Below are 15,621 nucleotides of genomic sequence, written 5' to 3'. Positions count from 1 at the left end.
ACGGAATTATTAAACACTTAGGAGGAATAAAAATGACGAACGATTTATTACAAGACTTAGAATGGCGCGGATTGTTATACCAACAAACTGATGCTGAAGGTATGGCCAAATTATTAGATGAGCAATCTGTATCTTTATACTGCGGTGTTGATCCAACTGCGGATTCTATGCATATTGGACATATTGTGCCTCTTTTAACGCTACGTCGATTCCAAAAAGCGGGCCACCGTCCAATTTTATTAGTTGGTGGTGCGACAGGGATGATTGGAGATCCATCTGGACGCTCTGAAGAACGCCAATTACAAACTGTTGAGCAAATTGATAAAAATGTTCAAGGTATCCGTAGCCAATTAGAGCGTATTTTTGAATTTGCAGAAGATGGAAATGGTGCTCAGTTAGTGAATAACCGTGACTGGATTGGCAATATAAATACGATTGAGTTTTTACGTGATTATGGGAAATTAATTAACGTGAACTACATGTTAGCAAAAGATACAATTGCATCACGCCTTGATACAGGGATTTCATTTACTGAGTTTGCGTATACATTAATTCAAGGTATTGATTACAATCATTTATACAACCATTACAACTGTCGCATTCAAGTTGGTGGCTCTGATCAGTGGGGGAATATTACAACTGGTTTAGAAGTTATTCGCAAAACACATGAGGAAGAGACAAAAGCTTTTGGTATTACAATTCCGTTAGTAACGAAAGCAGACGGTACGAAATTTGGTAAAACAGCAGGTGGCGCTGTATGGTTAGATAGTAAGAAAACATCTCCATATGAGTTCTACCAATTCTGGATTAACGCTGCGGATGCTGATGTTGTAAAATACTTAAAAATCTTCACATTCCTTTCTCGTGAAGAAATTGAAGCTTTAGCAGTATCTGTAGAAGAGGAACCACATTTACGTAAGGCGCAAAAAGCACTAGCTGAAGAAATGACTCGCTTAGTTCATGGTCAAGAAGCGTTAGACCAAGCGATCCGCATTACAGCTGCTTTATTCTCAGGTGACTTAAAAGCACTTTCTGCTGATGAAATGAAGGATGCGTTTAAAGATGTTCCTTCTATTGAAATGGCGAAAGAAGATAAAAATATCGTGGAATTACTTGTGGAAGCAGGTATTTCTCCTTCAAAACGTCAAGCGCGTGAAGACGTAACGAATGGTGCGATCAGCGTGAACGGCGAAAAGGTCACTGAATTAGAATATGTCATCGATAGCAAAGATCGTTTAGAAGATGCATTCAGCATTGTTCGTCGCGGCAAGAAAAAATACCATATGGTGAAGTTTGTTTAATCCGAACTCACACGTCAAACATCCCCTCGATATTCGAGGGGATGTTTCTTTTGGTTAAAAAATGGTCAAGGAAATCTTTATCCTTCCCTATGGGCGAACGTTGAGATGCTAACTTAGCTTTGCATGCGCTGATGCTCGTTTTATCACTATAAATTAGTAACATGCCAGAAAATACACGCTAAATAAATTGGTTGATTGGAGTGGAGGCTGGACGCTGGACGCCCCCCAGGATACGCCCAGCCCGAACGGAAATCAACCACTCGTTTTGCTGAACATCCACACTTCATTTTTTTAGTACGCCAATGTCACTGACATATTGTTTCATTTTAGCTATCTAAAAAACTAGGAAGCTTTATGTGCTTATATTCTTTTGGGTGAAGCATGTTAGCAAGCTTTAATGCACCCTCTATAAGGCGTGGTGATGGCCGACAATAAAGCCATTCCTCCATTACGTGAAGCTGTTTCATTTTTACAGCTCGAAGCTCCTGCGCATGGGAACGCTTTAATAAATTGGCCGGTTGAATACGCTCAAAGGCAACTCCTACCCAAGCCATCATAATATAGTCTGGGTCACGCTTTATAACATCTGTCCAATCAGTTTGTACGCTTGCAAGTTCTACATCCTGAAACAGATTTTGCCCACCGGCGATGGCACTAATTTCAGTTAACCAATTAATGTTACCTGGAGTAAAGATAGGATTTGGCCACCATTCCCAATAAAGAGTAGGTTTTTTAGGAATCGTTTGAGCAACTGTGCGAAGACAATCGATACATTGTAAATATTCCTCAGAAATTTCTTTAGCACGACCTTCAACCCCACAGGCTTTCCCTAAAGTATGGAGATCCTGTGCGATTTCTTCTAATGAATTAGCATTAAAAGCAATGTGGGGAATATTTCTAGCTTGTAACGCTTCAATATTTTTTTCCATGCCGGGGACACTTAAGGATGCGAGTACAAGATCAGGCTGTAATGACTCTAATGCATCCATATCAATTGATAAATCTGGGCCAAGCTGAGGTAAGTCTTTTACTGCTAATGGCCAATCCGAAAAATCATCGACGCCAACAAGCTGATCAGTTAGGCCTAAATAAGCAACAAGCTCGGTATTACTTGGACAAATTGAGATTAAACGCATCTTCTTATCTCCAATTCTTTTTAAGAAAAGTATAGCGAGTGTTGGGGTCACATACAATGCCCGAATGCTGTTCACAATAAAAAGGCATGCCTACAAGAGACATGCCTTTTGCTTACTTTTTAAGAAAGTGCGATAGCTTCGAGTGATTCTTCTTTTTTCGTTACAGGGCCCATCGCATTTGTAATAATTTGTTTAATGTCTTCTAAAGTTGCTTTACGTGGGTTTGTTGCAGCGCATACATCTAACATTGCATTTTTCGCTAAGATTTCAATATCCTCATCCTTCGCACCTAATTCGCGGAATCCACTAGGAATGTTCAAATCTCTAGAAAGATTTTCGATTGCTACAATTGCTTTCTCAGCAGCATCACGTTTACTTAACGCTTCAACGTTCTCGCCTAACAATTCAGCGATTTTTGCAAAACGCTCAGTACGTGCTGTTAAGTTGAAGCGGCAAACATGTGGCAATAGAATAGCGTTACATACGCCATGTGGTAGATTATAGAAACCACCTAATTGATGAGCAATTGCATGCACATAGCCTAGCGACGCATTATTAAACGCCATGCCTGCTAAAAATTGTGCGTAAACCATTTGCTCACGTGCTTCTAAATCTGCGCCGTTTGCATAGGCACGTGGTAAATATTCAGGAACTAGCTGAAGTACCTTTTCTGCACATGCATCAGTAATTGGTGTTGCGTTTGTCGACACGAATGATTCGATTGCATGTGTTAATGCATCTAAACCAGTAGCCCCCGTTAGAGCAGGAGGCAAGCCAATCATTAGCTCAGGGTCATTAATCGATAGTAGTGGCGTAACATGTTTGTCCACGATGGCCATCTTCACTTTACGAGCTGTATCCGTAATAATTGTGAAGCGAGTCATTTCACTTGCTGTACCAGCAGTTGTGTTAATAGCGATTAATGGAACCAATGGGTTTTGTGATTTGTCAATGCCCTCGTAATCATGAATGCGTCCACCATTCGAAGCAATAAGTCCGATACCTTTTGCTGCATCGTGTGCACTACCGCCTCCAAGAGAAACGATCGAATCACAGTTTTCAGCATGATACACTGCAATTCCGTCTTCAATATTTTGATCTGTTGGATTTGGTTCTGCTTTCGGGAAAATTGCTACATCTATTCCAGCAGCTATAATGATGTTAGCAATTTGTTCAGAGAGACCTAATTTGTGTAAGCCCTCATCTGTTACGATTAATGTCTTTTTCACTTCTAAATCATTTAAGCGTTTACCAACTTCTTGAATTGCTCCAGGTCCAAATAAGTTTGTTTTCGGCATAACAAATTGCTTTAGAACGTCTGACATAATTCCAACCCCTTTAAAATAATTGTTATTGCTAGAATGATGGCGAACCACCTTTCGAAATTCATAGTATTCTATTCCTTGGTAAAGTTCAACTCGTATTTTTATTAAAATTGTTAATTTTAATCATGTTATTATTTTACAAAAAAGAAAGCTGGGTTTTTGATATCATGAAAGGTTGAATTGTCTAAGAGTGTTGAATTGTATACGTTTTGAAAATTATTTTCCTATGAAAGTAAAATATATTTTTGGGAAAAGTGTTCTATTTTAAAGGAGTATTGAATAGTAAATAACTGATATTTATTTTTAATATAATAGTAGTGATTATGTTGTTTTTTATTGCGTAATTACTATTTTAAAGTACATAAAATTGTCATAATTTATGGGGATATTTAAAATTATTAGACCCTCCTTTTTAAATTGTTTAGGAAATCCATAAAGCGAGAGCTAAATAAAGAATGACCGTATATCCGAGTAATGCGCACATATAGAAAATTGCCTTTGAATCTGAACTGATTGGAGGATAACCGCTGTGAGCATAAAAATGATATACCTCCTGCTCGGTACTGAACAAAATAGCTACTAACTAAAGGCTTATAAAAAGGAGAGCTAGTAAAGCTTTTTTATGAAAAGTGATGTGCAGCAGACTTTCTTTAAAAGTAATTGGACGCATTGTTTCCTTGTTTCGATGCTTTTTAAAGGGAACTAAGAAAAAAATCATGATGCCACTATAAACTAAAATCAGCACAGTAAGTTCAGAAACACCCATTATTTCCTCCTTTGAATTTCTTATATTTCCTATTTAGACTTCCGTGAAGATAAAAGGGTTCATTTTTCATAGATAATTAATTAATATTTTCTGGGCACTTTTCAGGGATATTTGCAAATTTTATTGAATAATATTTCAATGAAAGTATATTCAATAAAGGAGTGGGGAAATGGCAATTAGACATGAACAAAAAGAACAACGAAGGGCCTTAATTTTACAATCTGCATTAGATTTGTTTATTCGGAAGGGGTATGGTGAAACGAAAATTGCTGATATTGCTAAAGCTGCTAATATGAGCATGGGGTTGCTTTTTCATTATTTTGACTCTAAAGAAAAGCTTTATGAAGAGCTAATTCGGATAGGGTGTGAAAGACTTCAGATGGATTTTAGTTTTACTAATGAAACACCATTAGCTATTTTTACAGCTGCTGCTGAGGATTTGTTTGACATGATCCGTACAAACCCATCTGCGGCAAAAATGTTTGTCCTAATGGAGAATGCACAACATCTTGATTCCTTGTCGGAAGATTTAAAAGAAATGCTTATGGAAGCAGATAAATTAATTAAAAAGAGTGTTCCATTAATAGAGAAGGGGCAATTGCTAGGTGAAATTAAACAGGGGAATGCTGAAGCGCTTGCAGTAGCATTCTGGTGTTCTATTCAAGGAATCGCTCAATACATTGCGCTGCATCCCGAGATTCCTTGTCCCAATGCGATGTGGGTTATTTCAATTCTTGAAAACAGGGAGGTGGATTGAAAAATGAAAACTAAACGCAACTTAATAATCTTTATAGTTGTTGTTTTGCTTTGTGGTTGGCTTGGTGTTTTTGTAGATCGCTTCATCCCTGAACAGCCTAGGGGCGACACACTTGGGATGGGAATTTGGCTAGTATTTCCGCTGCTGACAACTATACTGTTACGTGTCTTTGCAGGAGATGGTTGGCGAGATATAGGCTTATTGCCTAATTTGAAAGGTAACATAAAATGGTATATTGTCTCGCTCCTAGTCTATCCTGTCGTCACTTCTATAGTTTTGTTAGTAAGCTATCTATTTGGCTGGATGGATTTTTCGGATTTTAATTTAAATACATTAATTTCAGTTTTTGCTGGCAGTTTACTGATTCAATTTGTTAAAAACTTTTTTGAAGAATCAGTTTGGAGAGGTTATTTGACAAGTAAACTTTTAACGTTAAAAGTAAATGATTTTTGGTTGTATTGTATTGTTGGTGGTGTTTGGGGAGCTTGGCATGTGCCGTACTTTTTAGTGTTCCTATCAGAAAGTGATATCCTCAGTGTGCTTCCAGTGAATAGGTGGATATTTGCGTTAATAGGTATTGTGACGATGATTTGCTGGACAGTAATGTATACAGAAATTTATTTAATGACGAAAAGTATTTGGCCACTTGTCCTTATGCATATGACAGAAGATGCACTTGTGAATCCATTAATTCTTGATGGCTATATCAAAATTGCTCAAGGGAAAGAATTCCTTGTTTCTCCCACAGCAGGCATAATTACTACAATGCTTTACCTAATGGCCGGGCTTTTATTACGAACTAAACGGAAAAAGTATCAACTGCAACTGAAATAGTTCAAGTTCTATAAACTCGCTTTCAAAGAACGGCTGAATACAGTTAACATCTTATCCTCTACTTATATTATAACTCCATCTGATAATTATTTATAGACTACTTTTTCACCCATTCCTTACCTTATACTGTTATACGCAAGTCAAAAAAATATAAGGGGTGCGTTTATATGAATGACAAAAAAAGTATTTTAGATCCCGGTCCGTTCTTTCATGGTACTAAAGCAGAACTGAAAATTGGAGACCTGCTTGAACCTTTGCACTTATCCAATTATCAGGATAAAAAATCTAACCATATATATTTTACTGCAACATTAAATGCAGCTAAATGGGGTGCTGAATTAGCAAGATCTAAATCTAAAGAGAGAATTTATATTGTAGAGCCATTAGGTGATTTTGAAAATGATCCGAACGTAACTGACAAACGATTTCCTGGAAACCCAACACGTTCTTATAGGTCTAAATCTCCTTTGAAAATAATAGCTGAATTAAGTTCATGGGAAAGACATTCCGATGAAGACATAAATCATATGCTTACATCTTTAAAAAAGTTAAGTGAACAAGGACAAAATGTAATATACGATTGATTTTTACATTACTACAACTCCCACCAAAGACATGAGCTAATGGGGAAATTCAAGAAGGTAACAAGCTGATAGTAGAGTAGCTTGTAACACGAATGGCGAACTAGACATGAAGAAAATTGGGTTGCGTAAGCAGCTCTTTTTCCTTGTTGAACTAACGAAGCAGGATAAGATATATACTGGAAAAAGTCCCTTCAGATAGTTTGAAGGGACTTTCCTATATTAGATTATAACTCTAAATCCAAAATAATTACTTGTATTTTTTGGCTAGAGAGTCGCTACCAATTGCTCCAATGATAGTCATAAAGAACGGTCCAATTTGAAATAACAGAGAATCCTGTAAGAACACAATGTTTAAATCAAATAGCTTATTACCTAATACAATGAATATCTTAGCTAGTATGATTAAAAATCCAATTATTAGAAGAATATCAAAAAACAATTTCCACCGTGGATAGACTAATTTTTGGCTATCTTTAATGAGTTTCTCTTTCAAAGAATTATCCTCCTTTACTAATTCATCAAGAGTAATATCAAATATGTCACTTAACTTAATTAACAATTCAATACTAGGGTAACTTTCTCCACGTTCCCATTTGGAAATAGATTGTCTACTAATATTAAGTTTTTCTCCAAGCTGTTGTTGTGACATATTATGCTTTTGACGTTCTTCTTTTATTTTTGAAGAAAAATACATATGATCAACTCCTATCCACAGTATATTTATTTGCACTAAAAAACTAAAGAACCGCATCGTTGCAAGGGTGTAAACCATTAGTTTCCCCTTGGAAATAGCGTTTATTATTGTTTATAGTCATTTATTTACCTGTTAATTATTAAAAAAAATTGGGATCTAATGGGCTTTCCTTAAACTGCTAAAGTGGCAGTTTAGTTGAAGAAGCCAATCTAAAAGAGAAATCCCTTCAAATTGAAAAGATTAACTATCTATTTATAGATATTCAATAACCTAATTGAATTTTTCGGACGTTCTAATTAGGCAATATTAAAGGAAACTTTCTTATGAAAAGTGCCATTTGATTATATAATATTAGTTTACATCTCCTTGCTTACTTCGAAGCAGCCAATTGATAGATATAAAGTAACCAATTATAGGAGAAATTCCGTATCCCATTAGGATAACAGGGAAGTTTCCAAAAAATGTTGTTACTAATAATGTGAAAAAGTATATACCTAGACTAATTGATGTTATTTTTCTCTTTTTAGGTGGGGAAAATATGAAAGGTATTATAAGAATTAAAAGTGAAATTAAAGAAATGATAAACCAGATTATTCCTAAATCCTTTGCCATAAACAAGATATTTTCAACATATGGGACAGGTGCTAGATCATCTATAAAAACCCAAGAAATAAAAACGAAAGTTAAGGGAATAAGCAACATAACAAAGCGGATAATATGTCTATTAATGTTACACATGAGTAAAACTAAGGTCGATATTACAAATGCAGTAACAGCTGACGCATCTGGTTGTAAAACTAGTAAAAGTGATGTAGTAAGAACAATTATATAGGAAAACCACCATTGATTTTGTAATAGAAGTGTACCAAGTAGTATAAGTAGTAAAGGTAAAAAGACACTAGATATATTTATAATAATTGGACCTAATGTAATCCACCTGTGGACGCTCTCTATACCTGAGTCAAAAAAGGTCAATGACAGTAAAAGAACAATTGTAGCAATCGGCAAATAGAATTTTGTTTTTGTATTAGAGTTTATTTTTTTCTTTTTAAACATTATGAAGGATAGTAAGGTGAAAAGTATTGTAACGATAATATTTTGTAACCAAATACTTTTTGGAATATCGTTTACTTGCATAATGATCGCACCTATTAAAACAGTAGGAAAAGTTATTGGTGGTAAATATTTGATTTTTAACATTGCATTCTCCTTAGGAAGTATTGATAAAGTACAAATAAATATTTTAGCATAGGAAGCGTTCTGTATCCATTTTGTTTTTTTGCAATAAACGAGGGGATTCTGACACATGGAGATTATGAAAATACATCCTCAATTATTATTAAATTTTATCCGACTGAAATTGTTATAGAAAAACCTGGCTCTTTCCTGACAGCGAAATTCAAGTAAAAAAAATTTGAATTATTTTCTAATATAGCTCAATACCTTTGCTGCTAACTTTGATGAACATACGAGGGATAAAGGGAGAACTAAAATAAACTTTGCTCCAAATATTTTATAATTGTATAATTTATGTATAACTGGTTGATTTGAAACTGTGTATTACTATGAATATTAAGCAATCTACCACAATAAAAAGGATTACAATATTTGTGTGAAGCGGGGATCTAATCGCAACTATGTGTATTATTATAGATAAAAGCTAAAATAGAAGGTGTAATGAAAATGGGTTTACCCTTGATTGGAAGAAAAAAATTATTAAATACCAGGAGAACAACTAAGCGCTCTAAAAAAGCAAAATCTAGAAGTTTAGTATTTACGAGCTCGTTATTTCTCTCCGCCCTCATAATTATCGTAATCGGATTAATGATTTCCCTGTCCATACGCGATCAACGTGGAGCGTATTTTCGCCAATTTGAAGAATATGGAAAAGTATTCAAATCCATAACTCAACAAAATGAACCTCTTGTTGCCGAAGCAACGAAGACAATTCTTGAGCATCAACCATTAGAGGGAAAATCATTCGAGGAACTCCCAAATATTTTGAATTCTATGAACTCCAATCATATGGTAGTGGATGTCTATTTATTAACACCGGACATTATCAAGAAGGATGGCAAAGAATACTTATATAACTCAGAATATGGACGGGATCCAGTCGAATATGCTGAAGAGTTAGGAGCGTTATATGAAATAGATTCGGAATTTCTTAAAAGTTACGATGATGCAATGAAAAACGGTAGCACATTAACTGATGTTTACACTGATGAAGGTGGAACTTTCATCTCGTATTTAGCGCCGATTAATGACGGAAGCGGGAAACCAGTTGCGTTGTTCGGTGTCGACTTCGATTACGGGATTGTTAAAAAGGAACTTCAACGGATTCTATGGACGAATATCACGGTCGGTATCTTTTTTGTACTTATGTTAATCGGGTTGGTTGTATTCATTCTTCGTAAAATGTTGCGCCCGCTTGCACATTTAGCTGAAGTGTCTGAACATGCTTCGAAAGGTGATTTAACCGTTGAAATTCCTGTACTGAACCATAATGAGATTGGTAAGGCTGCAAGTTCATTTAATCAGATGATTAGCGGACTTCGGGTATTGACCCATAACATACAAAATTCTTCGAATGAAGTTGCTGTATCTTCTTCTCAATTACAAGAAAGCGCTGCCCAGACCGAAGAAGCTACACAAGAAATCACAGGTGCCATTCAAAACATTGCTGCTGGGCTCGATGAACAACTTCGTCATACTAATGAGTGTCAACAATCAATGAAAGAGATGGGAATGGGTATTCATAGAATCGTAGATGCATCCTCCGTCGTCTCAGAACTGGCTTCGGTTACAGCAGATAGCGCAAATGCAGGAATGAAGGATATAGAAACAACAGTTGCTCAAATGAGTACAATTGAACAAAACTTGAAAACATCGGTCGAAGCAATCCATGGACTGAAGAAATTAAGCGATCAAGTTAGTGAAATGGTTACATTAATAGGTAGCATTGCTAATCAGACCAATTTGCTTGCACTTAACGCATCGATTGAGGCATCGCGAGCAGGTGAGCATGGTAAAGGTTTTGCTGTTGTAGCTCAAGAAATTCGTATACTCGCTGAACGGTCCAAAATCTCTTCGGAGAAAATAACTGACATACTCCAAGGTATCAGCGATCACACGAGTAAAACAGTGGTTTCTTTGGATAAATCAATGACAGAAGCCCAGGCAGGTACACACATTGCGAATAAGGCAGGGCGAACATTTAGTTCGATCGTGGAGTCGATTCAGAAAGTGTCCGATCAGATTGACGAAGTATCTGCTGCTTCGGAACAACTGTCATCAAGAAGTGAGTTAGTTGCGGCTTCACTAACAGTGCTGGAGGGTATCGCAGATTCATCTTCAGCTGACTCCGCTCACATCGCTGCTTCATCAGAAGAACAACTTGCAGCCATGCAAGAGGTAGCCAGTTTCGCAGCTATGCTTTATGGGCTGGCGGATGAATTGAAACAGAGTGTTGACCGTTTCCGTGTAAAGTAAGTTATTAGTTAAAACCGCACTTTAACTAGTTACGGTGAACCGTACCACAAGTGATGGTACATAGGATGAGAAAGGAAGTTGTTTTAGATATTATATAATAATATGTAGAGAACCCTGTAGCACATCGGAGAATTTGCGATAAGCTACAGGGTTCCTTTATTTTACGAGAAATTCTTTACTATATTTAATTACTCTGTAATCAGTATCGCTGCTGGGGTGTTAAGCGAGCCAGCTGTAGAAGTATAGTCTGAATGTGTAACACTAGTTCTTTTAGGTACGGAAATTATTTCCTCCTAAAAGTTATTAGAGATGTGAGACTAGTGGATGTCGTTGATTAAGGTTATCCACGAACCATGTTATCAACGATTTCTCGCTCTCATATAATTAAAGGGTTTAAGAGGGGGAATAAAACAACCTTCAAGTTGAAGACCCTGTGCCCCTGCTTTAATATAAAGTTCTCCTTAAAGAGGCAAAATTAACTGAGCATAACAAGGGGAATGAGTGTTTTGGTTAGGTGTATAGGTTCTTCGCTCTGCTACAATTTCTTTAATCTTTTCCATTTTCAATTCCTTCTACCTTGCTCTAGGGTTAGTCAATAAGTCTTGTTCTATTAAAAGGTCCTTTATTGAAACAATTGATTGTCATTCAATAGTTTTTTATCGATCTTTTTATTCAAATGTTCTTTTCCTTTTCACTTAAAAACCCCTTTAGATACCATATCCAAAGGGATAAAACGGTGCAATCTTTTTATAAACGGTACGAATTTAGTTAAAATTCACATATAGATAGATTTTTTAGTTAATTAAAGGCTGTTTTCTAAAATTTTGTTGATGTTAAAACAAGGTCGTTTTCGTATTATTGTTTCTTTCTTGTTCTTGGTTTGAAATGTAGAAAAAACTGAATTTGATAATGTGTGGAAGAATTGCTTTTTCGGTTTTTCTTGTTCAACTCCCATGAAAGAACGTAATAATCTTTCATTTTCTGTGGTGTAGCGCTGGTTTTTGCGCTACATGGATGGCTAACGGGGGTGTTTAGTTTTTTGGTCAGGCATAGGTACAGCATTAACAGTCATTGTAGGTATCGTTGTATGGGGAGATATTTTTAATCTTTACTCAGCGATTGGAATTACTATGATTATTGGTGGGGTTATTCTGCTAAATCAGGGAAACCATCATAATGCGACAACGTAATGTCTAAAAAGAGAAACGTCCACTATTAAATTGGACGTTTTCTTTTTTTTATATTTACAAGATTGGTAGACGTAGATATTATTTGTTCAATTGTGTAGTAATTGTGTATTCATGAAACACTTTGACAACATCTTTTTTAGGAACGCCACTTTTTACATTAATAGAGTGAGGAACAAGTGTAATATTTGTAATTGGTTCCATGTTTTTTTTCTGGAATCGAAGTGTAGAGTTTTCAAGCATTGTTTGACCAGAAGATTGCTCTAACTCATTATTATTCTGATCGTATAATCTAAACTGGACATCATAGTCCATTGACTTATCAGGGGATGGAAACATGTGGTAATAAAGGATTAATGAAATAGGTGATTGTGTAATTTTTTCAACAACAACTTTTTGTCCATTAGGCAAGGATAAAGATTGATTGATCATAGTTTCTGTCGTTTTAGCTGCAATGGCTTCACCTGTGGCAGTGAAGTTAAATTCCCAAGGGTCACTAATTTTATCATCTAATGTGTCAAAAGAAAGTTGAATATTATGTGTCTTAGAAAGCTCCATATTTGGAATACTAATCCCACTATAAATGATAAATGTTTGATCACCGATTTTATTATTACCTGCTCCTGCTCCAGACTCTACTTCCTTCCCATCTATTTTTATTTTAGGGAACAGGGGAAGGTATTCTGAGTTTGGAACGGGTTTATTACTTTGATAAGTAGTAGTAATGAAAAGTCGTCCTTGATCTAACATAACCTCATTTAATGTTAAGCTTCCATATTTATTTTCTTTAGTTTGTCCAATGATTTTTTTATACGTTGTATACATATCATCATTAACACCTGGATGATTCATATATTGTTCAATGAAATTTCCTATTATCGGCAATTTAGCAAGTGCATTTGGACTATTAATGGCTATTGTAGCGGCAAGCATAGCAACACCTACTCCACTTAAAACTGTAATCTTCTTCTTCTTTGATGGTTGAGTTTTTAATTTTGGATGTAGTCGTTTTTTTATACGTGCTATTTCTAAATCTGACAACGGTGTTTCATCATACTGTTCTGTTTGAATTTTTGCTCGATTAAAAAGTTTAAATAATTCACTCATCCTTATAGCCTCCCTGTAATCCATTTTTGTTTTAATGCACGAAGTTTATGACGTCCACGAGAAAGTCTGTTATGTATAACGGGGACAGACACATTTAATTCTTCCGCAATGTTCTTGGAATTTATATTATCTAAATAATATTTTTTAAATAATAATTGGTCCTCAGCAGATAAATGTTGTAAAAGCTCTTCTACGTCTTCTAATTCTGTCTTCTCCGTATTTGTGAAAGACTCTTCAAATTCTAATGTTGAAATGTAGCGTTCATTATAACGTTGTAATTTTTTTCTTCGATCAAGCGCTTTATATTTTGCAATAATCGCAATCCAATTTTTAAAAGACCCTTTCGCTTCATCGAAAAATTCACCATTCTGCCAAATAGCGAGTAGAGTGTCATCCAAACATTCGTCAACTTCCTCTGAGTAAGGAAAAAGATGCTTAGTGATGATGCTTTGTAGTAATCCACCATATTGCTCAATGATGTAATGTAAAGCATGTTCATTGTGATTTTTTAGTTCATAAACAACATTTTCAGCTTGTATGTTCATAACTAGCTCCTTTCTAAATTAAGTTGCTTCTTACCAGTTTGATTGAATGGTCAGAGAATAAAAATAATGTTTATCCGAAAACTCATTAAGACAAACAGGTGAAGCATCTATGAATTTCATCGTTCACTATTAAATACGATTTTTTTTATTGAAAGCTATCAAGGATTAAAAAATCTTTTTAAATTAATTTGATTTTTCGAAGAAATTATATTGGTGAAAAAGAGTTTACAGAAATTTGGTTATGTTTTATTTCAGGTATTTTTTTATTCGGTTTAATGCACCTGGCGATTGCTTTATTCATTCCTAATTTAACAGGTTGGGGTGACGGGTGACCCTCCTGGTAAACTTACAACAGTTATAAATGAAATAATTGGATGGGTTTTTTATACATTAAGTTTTATATTATTGTAAACATTTCGGCTTCCACATCTGAAATTAAAGCTAATTCTGCTTTTGTTGCAAGTGTTGCTTCTTGATTTGTTGCTACTGGATATTTACCTTGACCGTTTGAAACTTATTTTACCGTAGCGTACTGTGCTGGAATCGATTTTTAGAAAAAGTGTATTAGGTCAACGAGAAAAATTTGATCGTCCGACAAACGGAGTCACTTATGGAATCGAATTATTAAATAAGGCTATTGATGGATGTGGAGATACTTTTACTTTACAAGAAAAACCTCAGAAACAATTTGAATGGTTTATGAAAAATGCTAATGGTACAACAAGTTTTTTACATCACGTACTAGGCAAAAAGATAATAGAGGAGTATTCGATTGTTCGTTATCCAAATATCAATGGAGATCTTTATTATTACCATAAAAAACGCGGTATTTATGAACAAGATCCCAGTGGAAAAGCAATAAAAGGTATAATCAGACATTATGAAGAAACGCTGAAAAACAATCAGATAAATGAAGTTTAGAAAACTTGTTAATTCAAGGATTCCGGGGCTTTTTTCTTTTGCGAAATTTGGCCATTAAATATATTAAAATCCTTTTAGTTAGGGTTGATAAAGGGTTAAATTAGGGTTATTTTAGTGTCCGCATGACTCGAGTATACTATTTCGGATTCTGGACTACTTTATATGACTAGACGTGTGGTAGAAAAAGCAAATCTATCTGAAATCACACTTCATGGATTACTCCATACACATTGCACCATAATATTAAACAAAGGTGTCAATGTGAAAGTAATTGCCGAACGTTTAGGAAATACACCAGCAATGATTTTTTAACCGCAGCACAAAGAGGTGATCCAGCTTCAAACATTAACGTACTCGAGATCAAAAAGGGACACGTCCCCCTAAAACTAAAGTGGTCGTTATGAAAAATTATTTAATAATATCAAAAATAGTTAATTAATGTATAATTAAGTCGATATATTTTAGCATTAGTATCGTGTAAAAGAGAATTAACAATTGAATAAGAAGGGGGGATTCTATTGTATAAAGATGTTTCAAAGTTTCAATTGGTACTATTCTTTTTGATGATTTTTATCGGTTTTTCACAAGCGTTTAACAACTGGGGAGAAAAGAGAGCTTTATCTTTATTCTTTTTGACTTCTAGTATTTTAGCTTTAATTTTTGCGATTATTGCCTTGATTGTTTATAGGAAACGGCAAATAACTAAAGACTGAAGAGCTTCAAAGAGGTTCTTTACAATGTGTGGGTAATAACAAAAAAAGATTGAAGCAAATAGCCCCAATCTAGGTATTTCATCATCCCTACAAACATGCCCACCAAAGCGTTTATAATTAGCCCCAAACAAGCCCCAATATTAGCCCAAAAATAACAGTAATTAATGCATGATTGTGCATCGTCAATTAAAAGCAAAAACCCTAGAAAACCTTGATATAAAAGGCTTTCTAGGGTTTTCTAAACTACTCTTTGCAGAGT

At 35.2% G+C, this 15,621-nt stretch carries 15 protein-coding genes; 8 read left to right on the top strand and 7 right to left on the bottom strand.

All coding sequences use genetic code 11. The features are described from left to right. Window positions 1-32 precede the first annotated feature (32 nt). Window positions 33-1,301 (top strand): tyrosine--tRNA ligase, encoded by a 1,269-nt coding sequence (gene tyrS, locus AC3WSO_RS18925; RefSeq protein ID WP_197144660.1) that lies wholly within the window; start codon window positions 33-35, stop codon window positions 1,299-1,301. A gap of 326 nt (window positions 1,302-1,627) precedes the next feature. On the opposite strand, the gene AC3WSO_RS18920 is transcribed toward tyrS, so the two are convergent. From AC3WSO_RS18920 to AC3WSO_RS18910, 3 genes are all read right to left on the bottom strand, one after another. Then, window positions 1,628-2,437, bottom strand: coding sequence for a cobalamin-binding protein (locus tag AC3WSO_RS18920; protein WP_492532973.1), 810 nt, complete (start codon window positions 2,435-2,437; stop codon window positions 1,628-1,630). Window positions 2,438-2,556: 119 nt separating this feature from the next. Next, window positions 2,557-3,762 (bottom strand): iron-containing alcohol dehydrogenase, encoded by a 1,206-nt coding sequence (locus AC3WSO_RS18915; protein ID WP_492532972.1) that lies wholly within the window; start codon window positions 3,760-3,762, stop codon window positions 2,557-2,559. 583 nt (window positions 3,763-4,345) lie between these two features. Continuing rightward, the gene (locus AC3WSO_RS18910) at window positions 4,346-4,528 is read right to left on the bottom strand and encodes a hypothetical protein (RefSeq protein ID WP_492532970.1); all 183 of its coding nucleotides are present in this window, start codon (window positions 4,526-4,528) and stop codon (window positions 4,346-4,348) included. A gap of 169 nt (window positions 4,529-4,697) precedes the next feature. Between AC3WSO_RS18910 and AC3WSO_RS18905 the strand changes: the two genes are divergently transcribed. The 3 genes from AC3WSO_RS18905 to arr all read left to right on the top strand — a co-directional run bounded on the left by AC3WSO_RS18905 (window position 4,698) and on the right by arr (window position 6,703). After that, on the top strand, window positions 4,698-5,285 hold the full coding sequence (locus AC3WSO_RS18905; RefSeq protein WP_492532969.1) for a TetR/AcrR family transcriptional regulator: 588 nt from the start codon (window positions 4,698-4,700) through the stop codon (window positions 5,283-5,285). Window positions 5,286-5,288: 3 nt separating this feature from the next. Further along, a complete protein-coding gene (locus tag AC3WSO_RS18900) occupies window positions 5,289-6,119 on the top strand; it encodes a CPBP family glutamic-type intramembrane protease (protein ID WP_492532967.1) in 831 nt (276 codons plus the stop codon). A gap of 167 nt (window positions 6,120-6,286) precedes the next feature. Further along, window positions 6,287-6,703: an NAD(+)--rifampin ADP-ribosyltransferase gene (gene arr, locus AC3WSO_RS18895; RefSeq protein ID WP_492532965.1), complete on the top strand. Its 417-nt coding sequence runs from the start codon at window positions 6,287-6,289 to the stop codon at window positions 6,701-6,703. Window positions 6,704-6,950: 247 nt separating this feature from the next. Here the strand turns inward: arr and AC3WSO_RS18890 are convergent, their stop codons facing one another. After that, window positions 6,951-7,475 (bottom strand): helix-turn-helix domain-containing protein, encoded by a 525-nt coding sequence (locus AC3WSO_RS18890; protein ID WP_492532963.1) that lies wholly within the window; start codon window positions 7,473-7,475, stop codon window positions 6,951-6,953. Between the two features lie 273 nt (window positions 7,476-7,748). Further along, window positions 7,749-8,597, bottom strand: a complete 849-nt coding sequence (locus tag AC3WSO_RS18885) for a hypothetical protein (protein ID WP_492532961.1) — start codon at window positions 8,595-8,597, stop codon at window positions 7,749-7,751. 624 nt (window positions 8,598-9,221) lie between these two features. Here AC3WSO_RS18885 and AC3WSO_RS18880 point away from each other — a divergent pair. Further along, complete coding sequence (locus AC3WSO_RS18880) at window positions 9,222-10,889, top strand: methyl-accepting chemotaxis protein (RefSeq protein WP_492532959.1); 1,668 nt, start codon at window positions 9,222-9,224, stop codon at window positions 10,887-10,889. 1,268 nt (window positions 10,890-12,157) lie between these two features. Here the strand turns inward: AC3WSO_RS18880 and AC3WSO_RS18875 are convergent. Both AC3WSO_RS18875 and AC3WSO_RS18870 read right to left on the bottom strand, forming a co-directional pair. Continuing rightward, window positions 12,158-13,183, bottom strand: a complete 1,026-nt coding sequence (locus AC3WSO_RS18875; RefSeq protein WP_492532957.1) for a DUF4179 domain-containing protein — start codon at window positions 13,181-13,183, stop codon at window positions 12,158-12,160. Between the two features lie 2 nt (window positions 13,184-13,185). Beyond that, the gene (locus AC3WSO_RS18870) at window positions 13,186-13,728 is read right to left on the bottom strand and encodes a sigma-70 family RNA polymerase sigma factor (RefSeq protein WP_492532955.1); all 543 of its coding nucleotides are present in this window, start codon (window positions 13,726-13,728) and stop codon (window positions 13,186-13,188) included. Between the two features lie 534 nt (window positions 13,729-14,262). On the opposite strand from AC3WSO_RS18870, the gene AC3WSO_RS18865 reads away from it, so the two are divergent. The 3 genes from AC3WSO_RS18865 (at window position 14,263) to AC3WSO_RS18855 (ending at window position 15,362) form a co-directional block, all read left to right on the top strand. Next, window positions 14,263-14,649 carry a phage NrS-1 polymerase family protein gene (locus tag AC3WSO_RS18865; protein ID WP_492532954.1) on the top strand — a complete coding sequence of 129 codons (387 nt, stop codon included), beginning with the start codon at window positions 14,263-14,265 and terminating at the stop codon, window positions 14,647-14,649. Between the two features lie 138 nt (window positions 14,650-14,787). Beyond that, complete coding sequence (locus AC3WSO_RS18860) at window positions 14,788-14,961, top strand: tyrosine-type recombinase/integrase (protein WP_492534418.1); 174 nt, start codon at window positions 14,788-14,790, stop codon at window positions 14,959-14,961. 206 nt (window positions 14,962-15,167) lie between these two features. Continuing rightward, complete coding sequence (locus tag AC3WSO_RS18855) at window positions 15,168-15,362, top strand: hypothetical protein (RefSeq protein ID WP_492532952.1); 195 nt, start codon at window positions 15,168-15,170, stop codon at window positions 15,360-15,362. The last annotated feature ends 259 nt before the right edge of the window (window positions 15,363-15,621 follow it).

Source organism: Lysinibacillus sp. EB106-09-02-XG168, from assembly GCF_058791475.1.
This window is presented reverse-complemented; position numbering and strand designations above follow the sequence as displayed.

Bases quoted from the DNA above. Each gene is read 5' to 3' on its own strand.
- AC3WSO_RS18890 (WP_492532963.1), bottom strand. From the start codon at position 7,475: ATGGTTTACACCCTTGCAACGATGCGGTTCTTTAGTTTTTTAGTGCAA.
- arr (WP_492532965.1), top strand. From the start codon at position 6,287: ATGAATGACAAAAAAAGTATTTTAGATCCCGGTCCGTTCTTTCATGGT.
- AC3WSO_RS18915 (WP_492532972.1), bottom strand. From the start codon at position 3,762: ATGTCAGACGTTCTAAAGCAATTTGTTATGCCGAAAACAAACTTATTT.
- tyrS (WP_197144660.1), top strand. From the start codon at position 33: ATGACGAACGATTTATTACAAGACTTAGAATGGCGCGGATTGTTATAC.
- AC3WSO_RS18885 (WP_492532961.1), bottom strand. From the start codon at position 8,597: ATGTTAAAAATCAAATATTTACCACCAATAACTTTTCCTACTGTTTTA.
- AC3WSO_RS18900 (WP_492532967.1), top strand. From the start codon at position 5,289: ATGAAAACTAAACGCAACTTAATAATCTTTATAGTTGTTGTTTTGCTT.
- AC3WSO_RS18870 (WP_492532955.1), bottom strand. From the start codon at position 13,728: ATGAACATACAAGCTGAAAATGTTGTTTATGAACTAAAAAATCACAAT.
- AC3WSO_RS18910 (WP_492532970.1), bottom strand. From the start codon at position 4,528: ATGGGTGTTTCTGAACTTACTGTGCTGATTTTAGTTTATAGTGGCATC.
- AC3WSO_RS18905 (WP_492532969.1), top strand. From the start codon at position 4,698: ATGGCAATTAGACATGAACAAAAAGAACAACGAAGGGCCTTAATTTTA.
- AC3WSO_RS18875 (WP_492532957.1), bottom strand. From the start codon at position 13,183: ATGAGTGAATTATTTAAACTTTTTAATCGAGCAAAAATTCAAACAGAA.
- AC3WSO_RS18880 (WP_492532959.1), top strand. From the start codon at position 9,222: ATGATTTCCCTGTCCATACGCGATCAACGTGGAGCGTATTTTCGCCAA.
- AC3WSO_RS18920 (WP_492532973.1), bottom strand. From the start codon at position 2,437: ATGCGTTTAATCTCAATTTGTCCAAGTAATACCGAGCTTGTTGCTTAT.